We start from the raw sequence: 14447 nt of genomic DNA on the forward strand, positions 1-14447 counted from the left end.
GCCTTGTAGAGTCCGTAGATTAAAAATTTCAGCCCGGGTTCAGCGCAGCTTCAGCGACGACAACCCGATCAGCACCAGCAGCATCGTGATGATCCAGAAGCGCACCGTCACTTGTGTTTCCTTCCAGCCGCCCAGTTCGAAGTGGTGATGCAGCGGCGCCATGCGGAACAGCCGGCGGCCTTCGCCGTAGCGACGCTTCGTGAACTTGAACCACGACACCTGGAGCATCACTGACAGCGTTTCCACCACGAAGATCCCGCCCATCACGAACAGCACGATCTCCTGGCGCACGATCACCGCTACCGTGCCCAGCGCCCCGCCCAGCGCCAGCGCGCCAACGTCGCCCATGAACACGCGTGCCGGGTGGGCGTTGAACCAGAGGAACGCCAGTCCCGCGCCGGCCATCGCCGAGCAGAAGATCAGCAGCTCGCCCGCGCCGGGAATGTGCGGGAACAGCAGGTACTTGCTGTAGACCGCATTGCCCATCACATAGGCAAACACGCCAAGGCCGCCGCCCACCAGCACCACGGGCATGATCACGAGGCCGTCCAGACCGTCGGTCAGGTTCACCGCGTTGCTCGAGCCAACGATCACCAGATAGGTCAGCACGATGAAACCGGTCACGCCGAGCGGGTAGCTCACTTCCTTGAAGAAGGGCACGATCAGGTTCATCTTGTACGGCACGTCGGCGAACATGCCGCCCTCGATCCAGCTCAGGAACAGACTCCAGATGCGCACGTTGCTGGCCTCGGACACCGAGAACGCCAGATACACGGCGGCAACCAGACCGATCAGCGTCTGCCAGAAGAATTTCTCGCGGCTCGACATGCCGCGCGGATCGCGATAGACCACCTTGCGGTAGTCATCGACCCAGCCAATCGCGCCATAGCCCAGCGTCACGAGCAGCACAACCCAGATGAAGCGGTTGCCCCAGTCACACCAGAGCAACGTCGAGATCGCGATCGAGATCAGCACCAGCACGCCACCCATGGTCGGCGTGCCGGCCTTCACCAGGTGCGTCTGGGGGCCGATCGTGCGCACGGCCTGACCGATCTTCAGTTCGGTAAGGCGGCGAATCACCCACGGCCCGAAACCCAGGCCGATCACCAGCGCGGTGACGTTGGCCATCACCGCGCGGAAAGTCAGATAGTTGACGACCCGCAGGAAGCTGTAGTCGTTCTGCAGCCACTGGGCCAGTGTCAATAACATCGTTGGTCTGTTTCGTTAATGAGCGGAAGGTGATGCGACAAGCGCATCGACCATCCGTTCCATGCGCATGAAGCGCGATCCCTTCACCAGCACGGCCGCTGCATTGGCCACCGTGCCCTCCTTGTCTGCCTCCAGCGCCTGCGCCAGGTCTTCCGCGCGAGCGAAATACCGTGCGCCACCGCCATATGCCTGCACCGCGTGCGGTGCGAGTTCGCCTGTTGCCCAGAGCGCGTCGATGCCGCGCTCGCGCGCGTACGCACCGATCTCGGTGTGGAACATCGGACCCTGATCCCCTACCTCGCCCATATCGCCCAGCACCAGCAGGCGCGGGGTCGCGAATCCGGCCAGCACGTCGATTGCAGCACGCATCGAATCCGGGTTGGCGTTGTACGTGTCGTCGATAACGACGGTGCCCGCCGGGGTGTGCTTCACCTGCAGGCGGCCCTTCACGGCGGTGAAGCCGGCGATGCCCGCCTGGATTGCCGCCACATCGACGCCTGCGGCCAGCGCGCACGCCGTAGCCGCCAGCGCGTTGCGCACGTTGTGCACACCCAGCACATGCAGGCGCAGCGTGAAGCGCCGGTCCGGCGCGGTCACATCCAGCACCTGCACGCCATTCTCCAGCGACACCGTAGCCCGTACGTCGGCCGAAGCATCGGTCCCAAACGACAGCACCTTCCGTGTGCCAGCGGCCTGGCGCCAGATGGCCGCATAGGCGCCACCGCTTTCGGCATCGACCGGAAACACGGCCACGCCATCGGCGGGCAGCGCGGCGATGGCGCTGGCGTGTTCATGCGCCACGGCCTCCACGCTGACCATGAACTCCTGGTGCTCGCGCTGGGCGTTGGTGACCACCGCCACGGTCGGCTGGGCGATGCCGGCCAGGTAGATCGTCTCACCCGGGTGATTCATGCCCAGCTCGAGCACGGCCAGCTTGTGATGCGCGCGCAGGCGCAGCACGGTCAGTGGCAGGCCGATGTCGTTGTTCAGGTTGCCACCCGTTGCCAGACGATCGCCTTCACCCACGGCCGCGGCAAAGATCGCCGCGATCATTTCCTTGACCGTGGTCTTGCCATTGCTGCCGGTCACGGCCACCGTCGGCGGCGTGAACGTGCGGCGCCAACCCGTGGCCAACTGGCCGAGGCCGGTGCGCGTGTCGGGCACGATCAGCGCCGGCACGTCGACGTCGACCTTGCGGCTCACCATCACCGCGGCGGCGCCGCGCGCGACCACATCGGCCAGAAAATCGTGGGCGTCGAAACGCTCACCCTTGAGCGCGACGAACAGGTCGCCGGGCTCGACGGTACGGCTGTCGGTATGCACGCGCGAAAACGAGCACGTAGCATCTCCGGAAATACTTGCGCCGGCAATCCAGCCAGCGGCTTGCTGCAAAGTCGTCATCGGTTGGCGGTTCATGCCGACACCCCCCGCGCGCCCAGGGTCAGACGCACGTGCTCGCGGTCAGAGAACGGGCGCTTGCGACCCTGGATCTCCTGCGTGGCTTCGTGGCCCTTGCCGGCCACGAGCACCACGTCGGCCGGGGCGGCATGTTTGATGGCGTAGAGAATGGCGGCGGCGCGGTCCTCGATCAGCGCGGCGCGGGCACGGTCGCTCATGCCGTCGGCGATCGCTTCAAGGATCTCGCGCGGATCTTCGCTGCGCGGGTTGTCACTGGTCAGCACCACTTCATCGGCCAGGCGCTCGGCCACACCGCCCATCAGCGGGCGCTTGGTGGCGTCGCGATCCCCGCCGCAGCCGAACACGCACCATAGCTTGCCCTGACGCGCCTGGGCCACGGGCCGCAGCGCGGTCAGCGTCTGGACCAGCGCATCGGGCGTATGGGCGTAGTCGACCACGGCCAGCGGGGCATCGTGGCCGCCGAACAATTCCATGCGGCCATCGACCGGCGTCAGGCGGCGCAGCGCATCGATGGCGGCATCCCAGGTCACGCCCTGCGCTAGCGCGGCGCCGAGCACGGCCAGCAGATTGCTGACGTTGAATGCTCCGATCATCGGCGTGGTCACGTCCGCGGTGCCGAAACTGCCGTCGACGTGGAACGCCGTGCCGGCGCCAGTGGCCCGCACGCCAGTCGCGCGCAGCCACTGGCCGCGTGCCACCGAAGCGCCGGCCTTGCCGTCGATGCCGTATTCAATGACTTGCGGGGCACTCACGGCCACCGCGTTGCTGGCTAGCAGGCGCTGGCCCATGCCATCGTCGCGATTGATCACCGCCGCCTTGAGGCCGTCCCACGCAAACAGGCGCGCCTTGGCTGCCTCGTACTCGGCCATCGTGCCGTGGTAGTCGAGGTGGTCCTGGGTCAGGTTGGTCAGCACGGCAACGGCAAACCCGGTGCCGGCCACGCGGCCCTGCTCCAGCCCATGCGAGGAAACTTCCATCGCCACGGCGCGCGCGCCGGCGTCGTGCAGTTCGGCCAGGCTGGCCTGCAACTGCACGGCGTCCGGCGTGGTGAAGCCGGTGAGCTTGAGCGCATCGGGGAAGCCCGAGCCGAGGGTGCCGATCGTCGCGCATCGCGTGCCTGCCATCTGCAGCAGGCGTGCCAGCCATTGCGAGCACGAGGTCTTGCCGTTGGTGCCCGTGACGCCGGCGATCGTCAGATTGCACGCAGCGATGCCGTACCAGCCAGCCGCGATGGGGCCTGCCAGTTCGTGCAGGTGAGACACTGCCAGATGCGGCACGCGATCGTCATGGGGCCATGCGAAGTTGTCAGCCTCGTAGACAATGGCCGACGCGCCGGCAGCGATCGCCTTGTCGATATGCGGACGACCATCGGTAGCCAGACGCTCGTTGCCCAGCACATAGGCGAAGAACACGTCGCCCGGTTGCAGGCGGCGCGTATCGCCGGTCAACTGCGCGTTTTCCGGGGCGTGCGTACGCAGCCAGGCCAGCGCGTTGCTGGCCTGGGCGGAGACTTCGAGCGGAAGCAGCGGCTGGCGCGTCATTGGGTCGCGCTCCATGGTTCGCTCTCAGGCACCTTGTCGGTGACCATCAACTGCCGGATCGGCGAGTCGGGCTGGACATTCAGCGCGCGCAGAGCGCCGCCGGTGATGGCCGAGAAGACCGGGCCGGCGACCGCGCCACCGTAGTGGCTGCCGGAGGTCGGCTCGTCCACGCTGACGGCCACGATCACGCGCGGGTTCGACATCGGGGCCAGGCCGATGAACGAGGCGCGGTACTTGCTGCGGTCGTAGCCGCGGCCTACGTGCTTGTATGCAGTGCCGGTCTTGCCGCCGACGCGGTAGCCCATCACCTGGGCCTCGGGCGCGGTACCGCCGGGCGCTGTCACGGTTTCGAGCATGCCGCGCACCTGGCGGGCAACCTGGGGCGACAGGATGCGTTCGCCGTCTGTCGGGCCGTTGGTCTTGAAGATCGACACGGGAATCAGCTCGCCATCGTGCGCGAAGATCGTATAGGCGTGCGCGATCTGGAACAGCGACACCGAGAGGCCATAGCCATAGGACATCGTCGCCTGCTCGATCGGCCGCCAGCTCTTCCACGGCCGCACGCGACCCGCCACGGCACCCGGGAAGCCGATCTTCGGCGCCTGGCCCAGGCCGACGCTGGTAAACATGTCCCACATCTCCTGCGGCTTCATCATCATCGCGATCTTCGTCGTGCCGATGTTGCTCGACTTCTGGATCACACCGCCCACCGTGAGCGTGCCGTAGTTGTGGGTATCGGAGATCGTCGCGCCTTCGAAGTTGAACTTGCCGGTCGTCACGATGGTCGTCGACGGCGTCACGCGGCCAAGCTGCAGCGCCAGCCCGATCGAAATCGGCTTCATCATCGAGCCGGGCTCGAAGGTATCGGTCAGCACGCGGTTGCGAAGCTGCTCGCCCGACAGGCGGCTGCGGTCGTTCGGGTTGTAGGTCGGCCAGTTGGCCAGCGCCAGCACCTCGCCGGTCTGCGCATCGAGCACCACGGCGCTGGCGGCCTTTGCCTTGCTACGCTCGACCACGGCCTTGACCTCGTTGTAGGCCAGGTACTGGATCTTGGCGTCGATCGACAGCTGCATGTCCTCGCCGTCGCGCGGGGTCTTCAGGATGCCGACGTCTTCCACCACGCGGCCCAGGCGATCCTTGATCACCTGACGCGCGCCGGGACGGCCTGCCAGCACGCTTTCACGCGCCAGTTCCACACCTTCCTGCCCCTTGTCCTCGACGTTGGTGAAGCCGACGATATGCGCCATCGCCTCGCCTTCGGGATAGAAGCGCTTGTATTCGCGAGTCTGGTGAACGCCATCGATCTTGAGCGCGGCGATCTTGTCGGCCGCATCGGGCAGCACCTGGCGCTTCAGGTAGACGAAGCTCTTGTCCTCGTTGAACTTGGCGCGCAGTTCCTTTTCGGACATGTCCAGCAGCTTGGCCAATTGGCGCATGCGCTGCGGATCGAGATCGTTCGGCACGTCCTCGGGCACGGCCCAGATCGCCTTGACCGGCAGGCTGGTGGCCAGCACCAGGCCGTTGCGATCCAGAATCTTGCCGCGCGTGGCGGGCAGCTCCAGCGTGCGCTGGAAGCGCTTCTTGCCCTCCATCTCGTAGAACTGGTTGCCCGGGCCCTGAATCCACATCGCGCGCGCGGCCAGCGCCAGGAACGCGGCGAACATCAGGAACACCACGAACTTCGAGCGCCACATCGGCAGGCGCAGACCCAGCACCGGGCTGGCGGAGAACTGGCCGGTGCGCGGACGGGCTGCCTCGCCGCGCGACTTGTTGCCGGCGCGGGCGCGGTTCATGGTTGGCCGGGCCATGCTCATTTGGCTGCCCCCTCTGCGGGTTGTTCGGCATCCGGCGGCGTCGATGGCAGCACCACGCCTTGCAGATACTGGGTACGACCGGCCACCGCCGGCGACATCTTGAGCTGCGTGCGCGCGGCCTCGGCAATGCGCGCGCTCTTGCTGAGCGAGCTTTGCTGGTACTGCAGACGCGACCAGTCGATATCGAGCTGCTTCTCCTCCGACTGCGCGCGTTCGAGTGCCACGAACAGCGTGCGTGCCTGATGCTGCGCGCTGACCAGCGACAGCGCGCAGAACAACAGGGCGGCAAGGAGGAAGAAGGTCAGGCGGTTCATGCCGACTGCTCTCCGAGTTTTTCGGCCACGCGCATCACCGCGGAACGGGCGCGCGGGTTGCCGGCCACCTCTTCGGCGCCCGGCTTGAATCGGCCCAGCAGTTTCATCGTCGGCTGCGGCAGGTCAGCCGCGCGCAACGGTGCGCGGCGCAGGGCCGGATCGGCATCCCGCTCGGGGCGGGCGTGCGCCTGCATGAACCGTTTGACGATACGGTCCTCGAGCGAGTGAAAGCTGATCACCACGAGGCGACCCCCGACCTGAAGCAGTTCGTACGCCGCCTTCAGACCTCTTTCGAGGTCCTCAAGCTCTTGATTGATGTAAATCCGTAAAGCTTGAAAGGTGCGGGTCGCAGGGTCCTGGCCCTTCTCGCGTGTTTTGACGGCTTTCGCCACGAGCGCGGCAAGGTCTGAAGTAGTGGCGAGTGCTCCGCCATCGCCGGATTCGCGCCGGCGAGCAACAATCGCCTTTGCAATCTGTAGAGCAAACCGTTCTTCCCCATAGTCTCGTATCACCCTTGCAATGTCCTGCTCGTCCGCTTGTGCAAGCCACTCGGCGGCGGTAATGCCGCGCGTGGTGTCCATGCGCATGTCCAGCGGGCCCTCGAAACGAAAGGAAAACCCCCTCGCTGCCTCGTCGATCTGGGGCGAGCTGATTCCCAGGTCGAGCAGCACGCCAGCCACCGGGCCACGGCCGGCCAGCCGATCGCCCATTTCCGCAAAGCTCGCGTGCTCAATGGAGAAGCGGGCATCCTTGATGGTGCCCGCTTCTGCGATTGCTGCCGGATCCTTGTCGAAGGCGACCAGGGTGCCGGCCGGCCCCAGCCGGGCCAGTACTGCCCGGCTGTGCCCTCCTCTGCCGAAGGTGCCGTCCACATAGGCGCCGTCGGGCCGCCAGACGAGCGCATCGACGGCCTCGTCCAGCAACACGGTGCGATGGCGCAGGGTGGTGGTCCCCGGCGATTCGGTAGGGCTCATGACCTCTTCAGAAGGAGAAATTCTTCAATGCTTCCGGCATGCCTTGCGCCATCGCTGCCTGTTCCTTGGCGGCGTAGGTCGCGGCATCCCAAACTTCGAAGTGGCTGCCCATGCCGAGCAGCATCACTTCCTTGTCGAGCATGGCGGCACTGCGCAATTCCGGTGCTATCAGCACGCGGCCTGCGCCGTCCATATCCACGTCGGCGGCGTTACCGAGGAAAATCCGCTTCCACCAATGGGCATCCATCGGCAGCGCCGCGATGCGGCCTCGGAAAACCTCCCACTCAGGGCGGGGAAAGAGCAACAGGCATCCGTCCGGGTGCTTGGTCAGCGTAACCCGGCCCTCGGCCTGTGTTTGCAGCGCTTCGCGGTGCCTGGCCGGAATGGACATCCGGCCCTTGGCATCAAGCGAAAGCGCCGATGCTCCCTGAAACAAGCTCGCCCCCCTGGTAGCCGTCGGCATCTGAGCCGTCCGGCAGGTCGATTCATCCCTTCCGCTACCAGTTCGGTCTGAGATAAATCATCGCAGAGCCAACCCGGTTTTTCACACAAAAATACACTTCCTCACACTATTTCCCACTTTAGAGGAAGCGTTTTGGCGGGTCAAGGCTCGCTATGGGGCAAGAAACAAGCTTTTTTTAATCAGAACAAAGACTTAGCGCGTCAACCTCACGCACCGCAAAGGTGATTCCTTAATGAAATGAAGAACTTGGGGAGGAAAGCAGAGAAACCACCTGAGAACTACCGGAGGGAATACTGCCGACAGCGCGAAACGCCATCGGTTTCACGCCGTCGGGAAGGATACAACGTTTTGCTGTCAGCCCCTGTCAGGCAAGGGCTCAGGGGACTTTTCCACAACCACCACAGGCAGGTCCACGATCCATCGCGAAATGGATCGCGAGGAAGCGCTTCGAGACGCGCCGATCCTTATCGATCAGATGCGATAGGCGGTGGTGGTCATGACGCGCGATGCGACTTGCATCAATGCGCGAACTGGTCCCGGCAGTGGGATACCCCCTGCGTTCCTCGCGGCATCGCCGTGGCGGACCTCGTCGTCGCGCATCTGTTCAAGGATTGCGCGCGAGCGGCTGTCCGTGGTGGGCAAGCGGTCGAGGTGGCTGGTCAGATGATGCTCGACCTGACGCTCGGTCTCGGCCACGAAGCCAAGGCTGACCTTGTCGCCGGCGCGTCCCGCCAAAACGCCGATCGCGAACGCGCCGGCATACCAGACGGGATTCAGCAGGCTCGGACGCGAGCCCAGTTCACGCAGGCGGTCCGCGCACCAGGCCAGATGATCCTCTTCCTCTTTAGCGGCAGCATCCATCTGCGCGCGCACGGCCGGCGTTCGCGCGGTCAGCTTCTGCGCCTGGTAGAGGGCCTGGGCGCAAACCTCTCCAACATGGTTGATGCGCATGAGGCCGGATACGTGGCGACGCTCCTCGGGGTTCATCTGCTCCGTTTCCGGAGCCAGCCTGTCTGCAGGGTTGGCGCGCTCCGCGCGGGTCGCACCGGCAATCGCGCGCAACGCGACATCGAATTCTCGGATCAACGTATCCATGTCTGTCTAGGGATGGTCTGCGCGCATATCGAACCTTCGCCCCACTGAAGAGGTAGGTCGCACCAAACGCGCCTTCGGGAATTCCCCCATTGTACCCGCGCGACCCTCGCGAGGCCCGCAACATCGCCCGCAACGCCGCGTCTGTGCTGGCATCTGTCGCTTACAGGTACTTAAAAACCCTGAGTTGTGAAAACCAGACAAGACGTTTACCACAGGGTCAAAAGAAGTGCTCTTTTGTTAGAGTGATCGGCAGCTTCCAAGGAAGTCAAGTGCGGAAGGGTATAGAGGGCTGACTTATGGAGGTCCCTTCCGAGCTTTATCTAATAATTCTTAAGTGGAGATCACCCAGCATGAAAAAGTCGCTTCTCGCGCTTGCCGCGATGAGCGCGTTTGCCACAGCTGCAAATGCGCAATCGAGCGTGACCCTTTATGGTGTCGTGGACTTGCCGATTGAATACACGAACCACCTGGCACCGGGCCTGGGCGCCCCCAACGCCAGCGGCGTTCCTCAATCGGCACCGGGCGGCGGCAGCCGTGTTGGTCTGTCTGGCGGCGGCGGCCTGTCCGGCTCGCGTTGGGGTCTGCGTGGCACCGAAGATCTGGGCGGCGGCCTGAAGGCACTGTTCGTGCTGGAAAGCGGCTTTGGCCTTGACGATGGCAAGTCGCAACAAGGCGGCCGCCTCTTCGGTCGTCAGGCATTCCTGGGTCTGCAAAGCGATACGCTGGGTCGTGTGACCTTCGGTCGCCAGTACACCACGATGTTCGACATGTTCGCGAACTTCTCGCCGACCGGCTACGCGACGCTGTATGAACCGGTGGTGGCCCAGCTGGGTACGAACTTCCGCTCGGACAACACGGCCAAGTACACCGCCGTGATCGGCCCGGTCACCGCCGAGGCGCACTGGAGCTTCGGCACGGGCGTCGGCGCGATCGGCACGACCCCGCTGGCCGGCGGCGGCGCTGGCGAAGTGCCGGGCAACTTCAACAACAACGCAGGCGGTGGCGCTGGCGTGCTGTACATGAGCGGCCCCCTTGGCCTGACGGTTGCCTATGACGAATGGCGTCCGGCGGTCAACATTGGCTCGCCTGGCCGGTCGCGCAAGATCGGCGCAGCCGGTAGCTACACGTATGGCCCGGCCAAGCTGATGGCTGGTTACCGCTATGGCCGTACCACGGACAGCAGCGGCAACGAACTGATCCGCGACAACTACTACTGGATCGGCTTGAACTATCAGGTAAGCGCTCCGCTGGGTCTGACGCTTGCCTACTTCTACGACGACGTGACGCAGCTGCGCGCCCCTGCCGGGGTTGGCCAAGCCGCCCTGCCGTCGAACAATCCCGCCAACCCGTGGCAGATCAGCTTCGTGGCCGACTACAACTTCTCGAAGCGCACCGACGTCTACCTGACGATGGCCTACGCGAAGAACTCGGGCCTGAACTTCGACACGTCGGCGGTCAGCTTCGCCAACGGCTACTTCCTGCAGCAAGGCGCCAACAGCCAGGTCGGCGTGGCCCTGGGTATTCGCCACAAGTTCTGATCGAACCGATTCATCGTTCCTTTCAAGGCGCCCACGGGCGCCTTTTTTCTTGCCACAAGCGAGACACGCATAAGGGCTTCACCCCATCCGCCAGGTGGCGAACACCAGACTAGAATGGCTCCGATACTGGGACAACCGGCCCTTGGCCGGCCCTTATACGGAGACTTTGCCATGTCACACCCACGCCGGCGCGCTGTCGCGCTGCTGCTTTCGATTGCCCTGAGCCCGCTGGCGGCCGCATCGGCCCACGCCGCCGACGCTTATCCCACCAAGCCAATCCGCCTGGTCGTGCCATTCCCGGCCGGTGGCACCACTGACATCTTGGCGCGCGCGGTCTCTGCCGAATTGTCGAAGCTGCCCGGCTGGAACGTGGTGGTCGACAACAAACCCGGCGCTGGCGGCAATATCGGCTCGGATATCGTCGCGAAGTCGGCGCCAGATGGCTACACGCTGCTGATGGGCACCGTAGGGACGCACGGCATCAACCAGTCGCTGTACGGCAAGCTGCCGTACGACCCGATCAAGGACTTCGCGCCGATCACCGAGGTGGCTTCGGTCCCCAATGTGCTGGAGGTGAATCCCGCCTTCGCGCAGCAGAACAAGATCAATACCGTCAACGATCTCATTGCCTACGCACGGGCCAATCCGGGCAAGCTGAACATGGCGTCGAGCGGCAACGGCACGTCGATCCACCTGGCCGGCGAACTGTTCAAGACCCAGACCAAGACCTACATGGTCCACTTCCCGTACCGTGGCAGCGGCCCCGCGCTGACCGACATGACGGGCGGGACGATGCAGGTGATGTTCGACAACCTGCCTTCCTCCATGGCGCTGATCAAGGCCGGCAAGCTCAAGGCGCTGGCCGTGACCAGCGCCAAGCCGTCGCCGGCGCTGCCCGGCGTGCCCACCGTGGCGGCCGCGGCGAACCTGCCGAACTATGAGGCCAGTTCGTGGTTCGGGCTGCTGGCACCGGCTGGCACGTCGCCGGAGATCATCCATCGCATCCAGCAGGAAGTCGCCAAGAGCCTGAGCACCCCCGCCGTGCGCGAACGGATGATGGCCCAGGGCGCCGATCCGATCGGCAACACACCCGACCAGTTCGCCGCGCTCATCCGCGCAGAACACATCAAATGGGCCAAGGTGGTCAAGGATTCCGGCGCAAAGGTCGACTGACGACAACCGATCGTGGCCGGGCAAGGCATATACTTGAAATATCAAGTTTTTGCCTGCCCTAACCACGATGCCCAATCCTTCCTCCGCCAGCAATACCGACGAGCCGGCGCCGGTCGATCTGGAGACCAGCGCCGGCGACTCGGAGCATGAGGCGCTGCGACTCTGGCTGCGCCTGTTGACCTGCACGAACCTGATCGAGGGCGACATCCGTTCGCGGCTGCGTCAGGATTTCGCGGTCACTCTGCCCCGCTTCGATCTGATGTCGCAGCTCGATCGGCATCCTGAAGGCCTCAAGATGGGCGAGTTGTCGCGCCGCATGATGGTGACCGGCGGCAACGTCACCGGCATCACCGACCAGTTGCAGCAGGAAGGCCTGGTCACGCGCGAGGCGCTGCCCACCGATCGCCGCGCCTATCTGATCCGCCTGACACCCGCCGGCCGGGCAGCCTTCTCCAGCATGGCGCGCGCGCACGAGGGGTGGATCGAGCAATTGTTCTCCGGCCTGGCCGAAACCGATCGCCGCGCGCTGTTCCGGCTGCTCGGACGCCTCAAAACCAGCCTGCCCACGTCATGACCCAGTTACTGTCTCGTCCGCTGCAACTCATAGGAATCTTGTCCACGGCATGCGTCATGGCGGCGTGTGCCTCCTCGGCGCCTTCGGGCCCGCAGATCACCCCGGTGAACGCGACGGTCAAGCTCGGACGCGTCACCGAAAAGACGTTCCTGACGCGAATCGACGTCGCGAACCCGAACGACAGCGGCTATGGCGTCGGTGTGGGAGCCGCCGGTGTTGGCGGCGGTGGTGGCGGTGGCGGCGTAGGCGTGGGATTCTCGATGGATCTGACGCGCCTGTTCAACCGGCCGCCACCTCAGCAGATGGACCTCTACCAGTACAAGATAAGGGCGGCCGATGGCACCGTGGCGCAGGTGAACGCGCCGGCGGCGCCGGGACTGGAGCCCGGCGCGTGTGTGCGGCTGATCTATCCGGATGGGTCGACACAACCGCAGATGGCGCCGTCAAACGAGTGTTGAGGCGCCAGATCCTGCGTCAGGCTGCCTTGCGGCTGTCGCGCAGTTCGCGGCGCAGGATCTTGCCGACGTTGGTCTTCGGCAGTTCGGTACGGAACTCGACGTACTTGGGGCGCTTGTAGCCGGTCAGGCGATCCTTGCAGAACGCGATCACGTCGGCCTCGGACAACGCCGGGTCCTTCTTGACCACGAACAGCTTCACCACCTCGCCCGAATGCTGGTCCGGCACGCCCACGGCGGCGACCTCCAGCACGCCCGGGCATTCCGCGACCACGCCTTCCACTTCGTTCGGATACACATTGAAGCCCGACACCAGGATCATGTCCTTCTTGCGATCGACGATCTTGGTATAGCCGCGCTCGTCCATCACGCCGATGTCGCCCGTCTTGAAGAAGCCGTCCGCGGTCATGACCTTGGCGGTCTCGTCGGGGCGATTCCAGTAGCCGGCCATCACCTGCGGCCCGCGCAGGCAGATTTCGCCCGGCTGGCCGAGAGGCAGTTCGTTGCCGTCGTCGTCGCGGATCGACACGTCGGTCGACGGCAACGGCAGACCAATCGTGCCGGAGAACGCATCGGTATCGGTCGGATTGCAGGTGGCCGACGGCGAGGTTTCGGACAGGCCGTAACCTTCGATGATCGGGCAGCCCGTCTTCGCCAGCCAGTTCTTGGCCACGGCTTCCTGCACGGCCATGCCGCCGCCATTGGCCACGCGCAGGCCCGAGAAATCGATCTTGGCGAAGTCTGGATGATTCAGCAGCGCGTTGTAGAGCGTGTTCACGGCCGGGAACATGTGGAACTTGTACTTCTGCAGTTCCTTGATGAAGCCCGGGATATCGCGCGGATTCGGGATCAGGATGCTCAGGCCACCGCTGCGCATACCCAGCAGGCAGCAGACGGTCAGCGCGAAGATGTGGTACAGCGGCAGCGCGGTGATGGTGACCACCTGGTCGATAGGCGCACCCTTGGCCAGCGCCGGCTGCATCCACGCTTCGGACTGCAGCACGTTGGCCACGATGTTCCGATGCAGCAGCGTGGCGCCCTTCGACACGCCGGTGGTCCCGCCCGTGTACTGCAGGAACGCCACGTCATCCGGACCGGTATTGACCGGCTTCAGCGTCATCTTCCGGCCTTCGGCCAGCACGTCCTTGAAGCGCACGCAGTGGGGCAGTTCCCAGGCCGGCACCATCTTCTTGACGTTACGGACCACGAAATTGACGATTGCGCCCTTCACCGTACCGAGCAGATCGCCCATGCTGGCCACCACGACGTGCTTGACCGGTGTGGCTGACAGCACGGCCTGCAGTGTCGATGCAAAGTTCTCGAGGATAACGATCGCCTCGGCGCCGCTGTCCTTGAGCTGGTGCTCGAGTTCACGCGGCGTGTAGAGCGGATTGACGTTGACCACCACGTAGCCGGCACGCAACACAGCCGCCAGCACCACCGGATACTGCAGCACGTTCGGCATCATGATCGCAACGCGCGCGCCGGGGCGCAGGCCCCGCGACTGCAGCCACGCGGCAAAGGCGTGGGAAAGCTGATCGAGTTCGCCGTAGGTTATCGCATGGTCCATGCAGATGAATGCCCGGCGATCGGCATAGGTACGGAACGATTCCTCGAGCAACTGGGCCAGTGAACGGAACTGGCTGGCGTCGATCTCTGCTGGCACGCCTGCCGGATAGTTTTTCAGCCACAGCTTTTCCATACCGTCTCCTGAATTTCTGAATGGTCGTTCGATTTTTTCGCAATGCTAAACGCGCGATGCTATCGAGACAACACGTTAGACGAAGTCCTCCACGAATACGACCGTGAAATCATGGATTATGCGTCACCCATTAAGGTGACCAAGGGAATACCCTGACGGCCTCAGCTGGCTTTGAC

At 64.5% G+C, this 14447-nt stretch carries 13 protein-coding genes; 4 read left to right on the plus strand and 9 right to left on the minus strand.

All coding sequences use genetic code 11. The features are described 5' to 3' along the window. Nucleotides 1–39: 39 nt before the first annotated feature. The 8 genes from mraY to coq7 all read right to left on the minus strand — a co-directional run bounded on the left by mraY (nt 40) and on the right by coq7 (nt 8829). Nucleotides 40–1209, minus strand: a complete 1170-nt coding sequence (mraY, locus tag WD006_RS21375; protein WP_008650301.1) for a phospho-N-acetylmuramoyl-pentapeptide-transferase — start codon at nt 1207–1209, stop codon at nt 40–42. Nucleotides 1210–1224: 15 nt separating this feature from the next. Continuing rightward, nucleotides 1225–2625: a UDP-N-acetylmuramoyl-tripeptide--D-alanyl-D-alanine ligase gene (locus WD006_RS21380; protein ID WP_011517622.1), complete on the minus strand. Its 1401-nt coding sequence runs from the start codon at nt 2623–2625 to the stop codon at nt 1225–1227. Further along, nucleotides 2622–4169 (minus strand): UDP-N-acetylmuramoyl-L-alanyl-D-glutamate--2,6-diaminopimelate ligase, encoded by a 1548-nt coding sequence (locus WD006_RS21385; RefSeq protein WP_011517623.1) that lies wholly within the window; start codon nt 4167–4169, stop codon nt 2622–2624. Before WD006_RS21385 ends, WD006_RS21380 begins: the two co-directional genes overlap by 4 nt. Further along, nucleotides 4166–5983, minus strand: coding sequence for a peptidoglycan D,D-transpeptidase FtsI family protein (locus WD006_RS21390; RefSeq protein ID WP_011517624.1), 1818 nt, complete (start codon nt 5981–5983; stop codon nt 4166–4168). Before WD006_RS21390 ends, WD006_RS21385 begins: the two co-directional genes overlap by 4 nt. Next, the gene (gene ftsL / locus WD006_RS21395) at nt 5980–6297 is read right to left on the minus strand and encodes a cell division protein FtsL (RefSeq protein ID WP_008650296.1); all 318 of its coding nucleotides are present in this window, start codon (nt 6295–6297) and stop codon (nt 5980–5982) included. The genes WD006_RS21390 and ftsL overlap by 4 nt, the downstream gene beginning before the upstream one ends. After that, the gene (gene rsmH, locus WD006_RS21400; RefSeq protein WP_011517625.1) at nt 6294–7271 is read right to left on the minus strand and encodes a 16S rRNA (cytosine(1402)-N(4))-methyltransferase RsmH; all 978 of its coding nucleotides are present in this window, start codon (nt 7269–7271) and stop codon (nt 6294–6296) included. The genes ftsL and rsmH overlap by 4 nt, the downstream gene beginning before the upstream one ends. Before the next feature lie 7 nt (nt 7272–7278). After that, nucleotides 7279–7707, minus strand: a complete 429-nt coding sequence (gene mraZ / locus WD006_RS21405; RefSeq protein ID WP_008650293.1) for a division/cell wall cluster transcriptional repressor MraZ — start codon at nt 7705–7707, stop codon at nt 7279–7281. Between the two features lie 498 nt (nt 7708–8205). Beyond that, complete coding sequence (gene coq7, locus WD006_RS21410) at nt 8206–8829, minus strand: 2-polyprenyl-3-methyl-6-methoxy-1,4-benzoquinone monooxygenase (RefSeq protein ID WP_008650278.1); 624 nt, start codon at nt 8827–8829, stop codon at nt 8206–8208. A gap of 350 nt (nt 8830–9179) precedes the next feature. Between coq7 and WD006_RS21415 the strand changes: the two genes are divergently transcribed. The 4 genes from WD006_RS21415 (at nt 9180) to WD006_RS21430 (ending at nt 12572) form a co-directional block, all read left to right on the plus strand. After that, the gene (locus WD006_RS21415; protein WP_029307153.1) at nt 9180–10367 is read left to right on the plus strand and encodes a porin; all 1188 of its coding nucleotides are present in this window, start codon (nt 9180–9182) and stop codon (nt 10365–10367) included. 171 nt (nt 10368–10538) lie between these two features. After that, nucleotides 10539–11540: a tripartite tricarboxylate transporter substrate binding protein gene (locus WD006_RS21420; RefSeq protein WP_011517627.1), complete on the plus strand. Its 1002-nt coding sequence runs from the start codon at nt 10539–10541 to the stop codon at nt 11538–11540. A gap of 67 nt (nt 11541–11607) precedes the next feature. After that, complete coding sequence (locus WD006_RS21425; protein ID WP_011517628.1) at nt 11608–12114, plus strand: MarR family winged helix-turn-helix transcriptional regulator; 507 nt, start codon at nt 11608–11610, stop codon at nt 12112–12114. After that, nucleotides 12111–12572 (plus strand): hypothetical protein, encoded by a 462-nt coding sequence (locus tag WD006_RS21430; protein WP_011517629.1) that lies wholly within the window; start codon nt 12111–12113, stop codon nt 12570–12572. Before WD006_RS21425 ends, WD006_RS21430 begins: the two co-directional genes overlap by 4 nt. Nucleotides 12573–12588: 16 nt before the next feature. On the opposite strand, the gene WD006_RS21435 is transcribed toward WD006_RS21430, so the two are convergent. Further along, the gene (locus WD006_RS21435; protein WP_029307152.1) at nt 12589–14271 is read right to left on the minus strand and encodes a long-chain fatty acid--CoA ligase; all 1683 of its coding nucleotides are present in this window, start codon (nt 14269–14271) and stop codon (nt 12589–12591) included. Between the last annotated feature and the right edge of the window lie 176 nt (nt 14272–14447).

Origin of the sequence: Cupriavidus sp. Met-2, from assembly GCF_049843575.1 — a bacterium.
Classification (GTDB): domain Bacteria; phylum Pseudomonadota; class Gammaproteobacteria; order Burkholderiales; family Burkholderiaceae; genus Cupriavidus; species Cupriavidus metallidurans.

Coding starts and splice junctions, on each gene's coding strand:
- WD006_RS21435 (WP_029307152.1), bottom strand. CDS start 14,271: ATGGAAAAGCTGTGGCTGAAAAACTATCCGGCAGGCGTGCCAGCAGAG.
- WD006_RS21425 (WP_011517628.1), top strand. CDS start 11,608: ATGCCCAATCCTTCCTCCGCCAGCAATACCGACGAGCCGGCGCCGGTC.
- WD006_RS21420 (WP_011517627.1), top strand. CDS start 10,539: ATGTCACACCCACGCCGGCGCGCTGTCGCGCTGCTGCTTTCGATTGCC.
- ftsL (WP_008650296.1), bottom strand. CDS start 6,297: ATGAACCGCCTGACCTTCTTCCTCCTTGCCGCCCTGTTGTTCTGCGCG.
- mraY (WP_008650301.1), bottom strand. CDS start 1,209: ATGTTATTGACACTGGCCCAGTGGCTGCAGAACGACTACAGCTTCCTG.
- rsmH (WP_011517625.1), bottom strand. CDS start 7,271: ATGAGCCCTACCGAATCGCCGGGGACCACCACCCTGCGCCATCGCACC.
- WD006_RS21390 (WP_011517624.1), bottom strand. CDS start 5,983: ATGAGCATGGCCCGGCCAACCATGAACCGCGCCCGCGCCGGCAACAAG.
- WD006_RS21415 (WP_029307153.1), top strand. CDS start 9,180: ATGAAAAAGTCGCTTCTCGCGCTTGCCGCGATGAGCGCGTTTGCCACA.
- WD006_RS21430 (WP_011517629.1), top strand. CDS start 12,111: ATGACCCAGTTACTGTCTCGTCCGCTGCAACTCATAGGAATCTTGTCC.
- WD006_RS21385 (WP_011517623.1), bottom strand. CDS start 4,169: ATGACGCGCCAGCCGCTGCTTCCGCTCGAAGTCTCCGCCCAGGCCAGC.
- coq7 (WP_008650278.1), bottom strand. CDS start 8,829: ATGGATACGTTGATCCGAGAATTCGATGTCGCGTTGCGCGCGATTGCC.
- WD006_RS21380 (WP_011517622.1), bottom strand. CDS start 2,625: ATGAACCGCCAACCGATGACGACTTTGCAGCAAGCCGCTGGCTGGATT.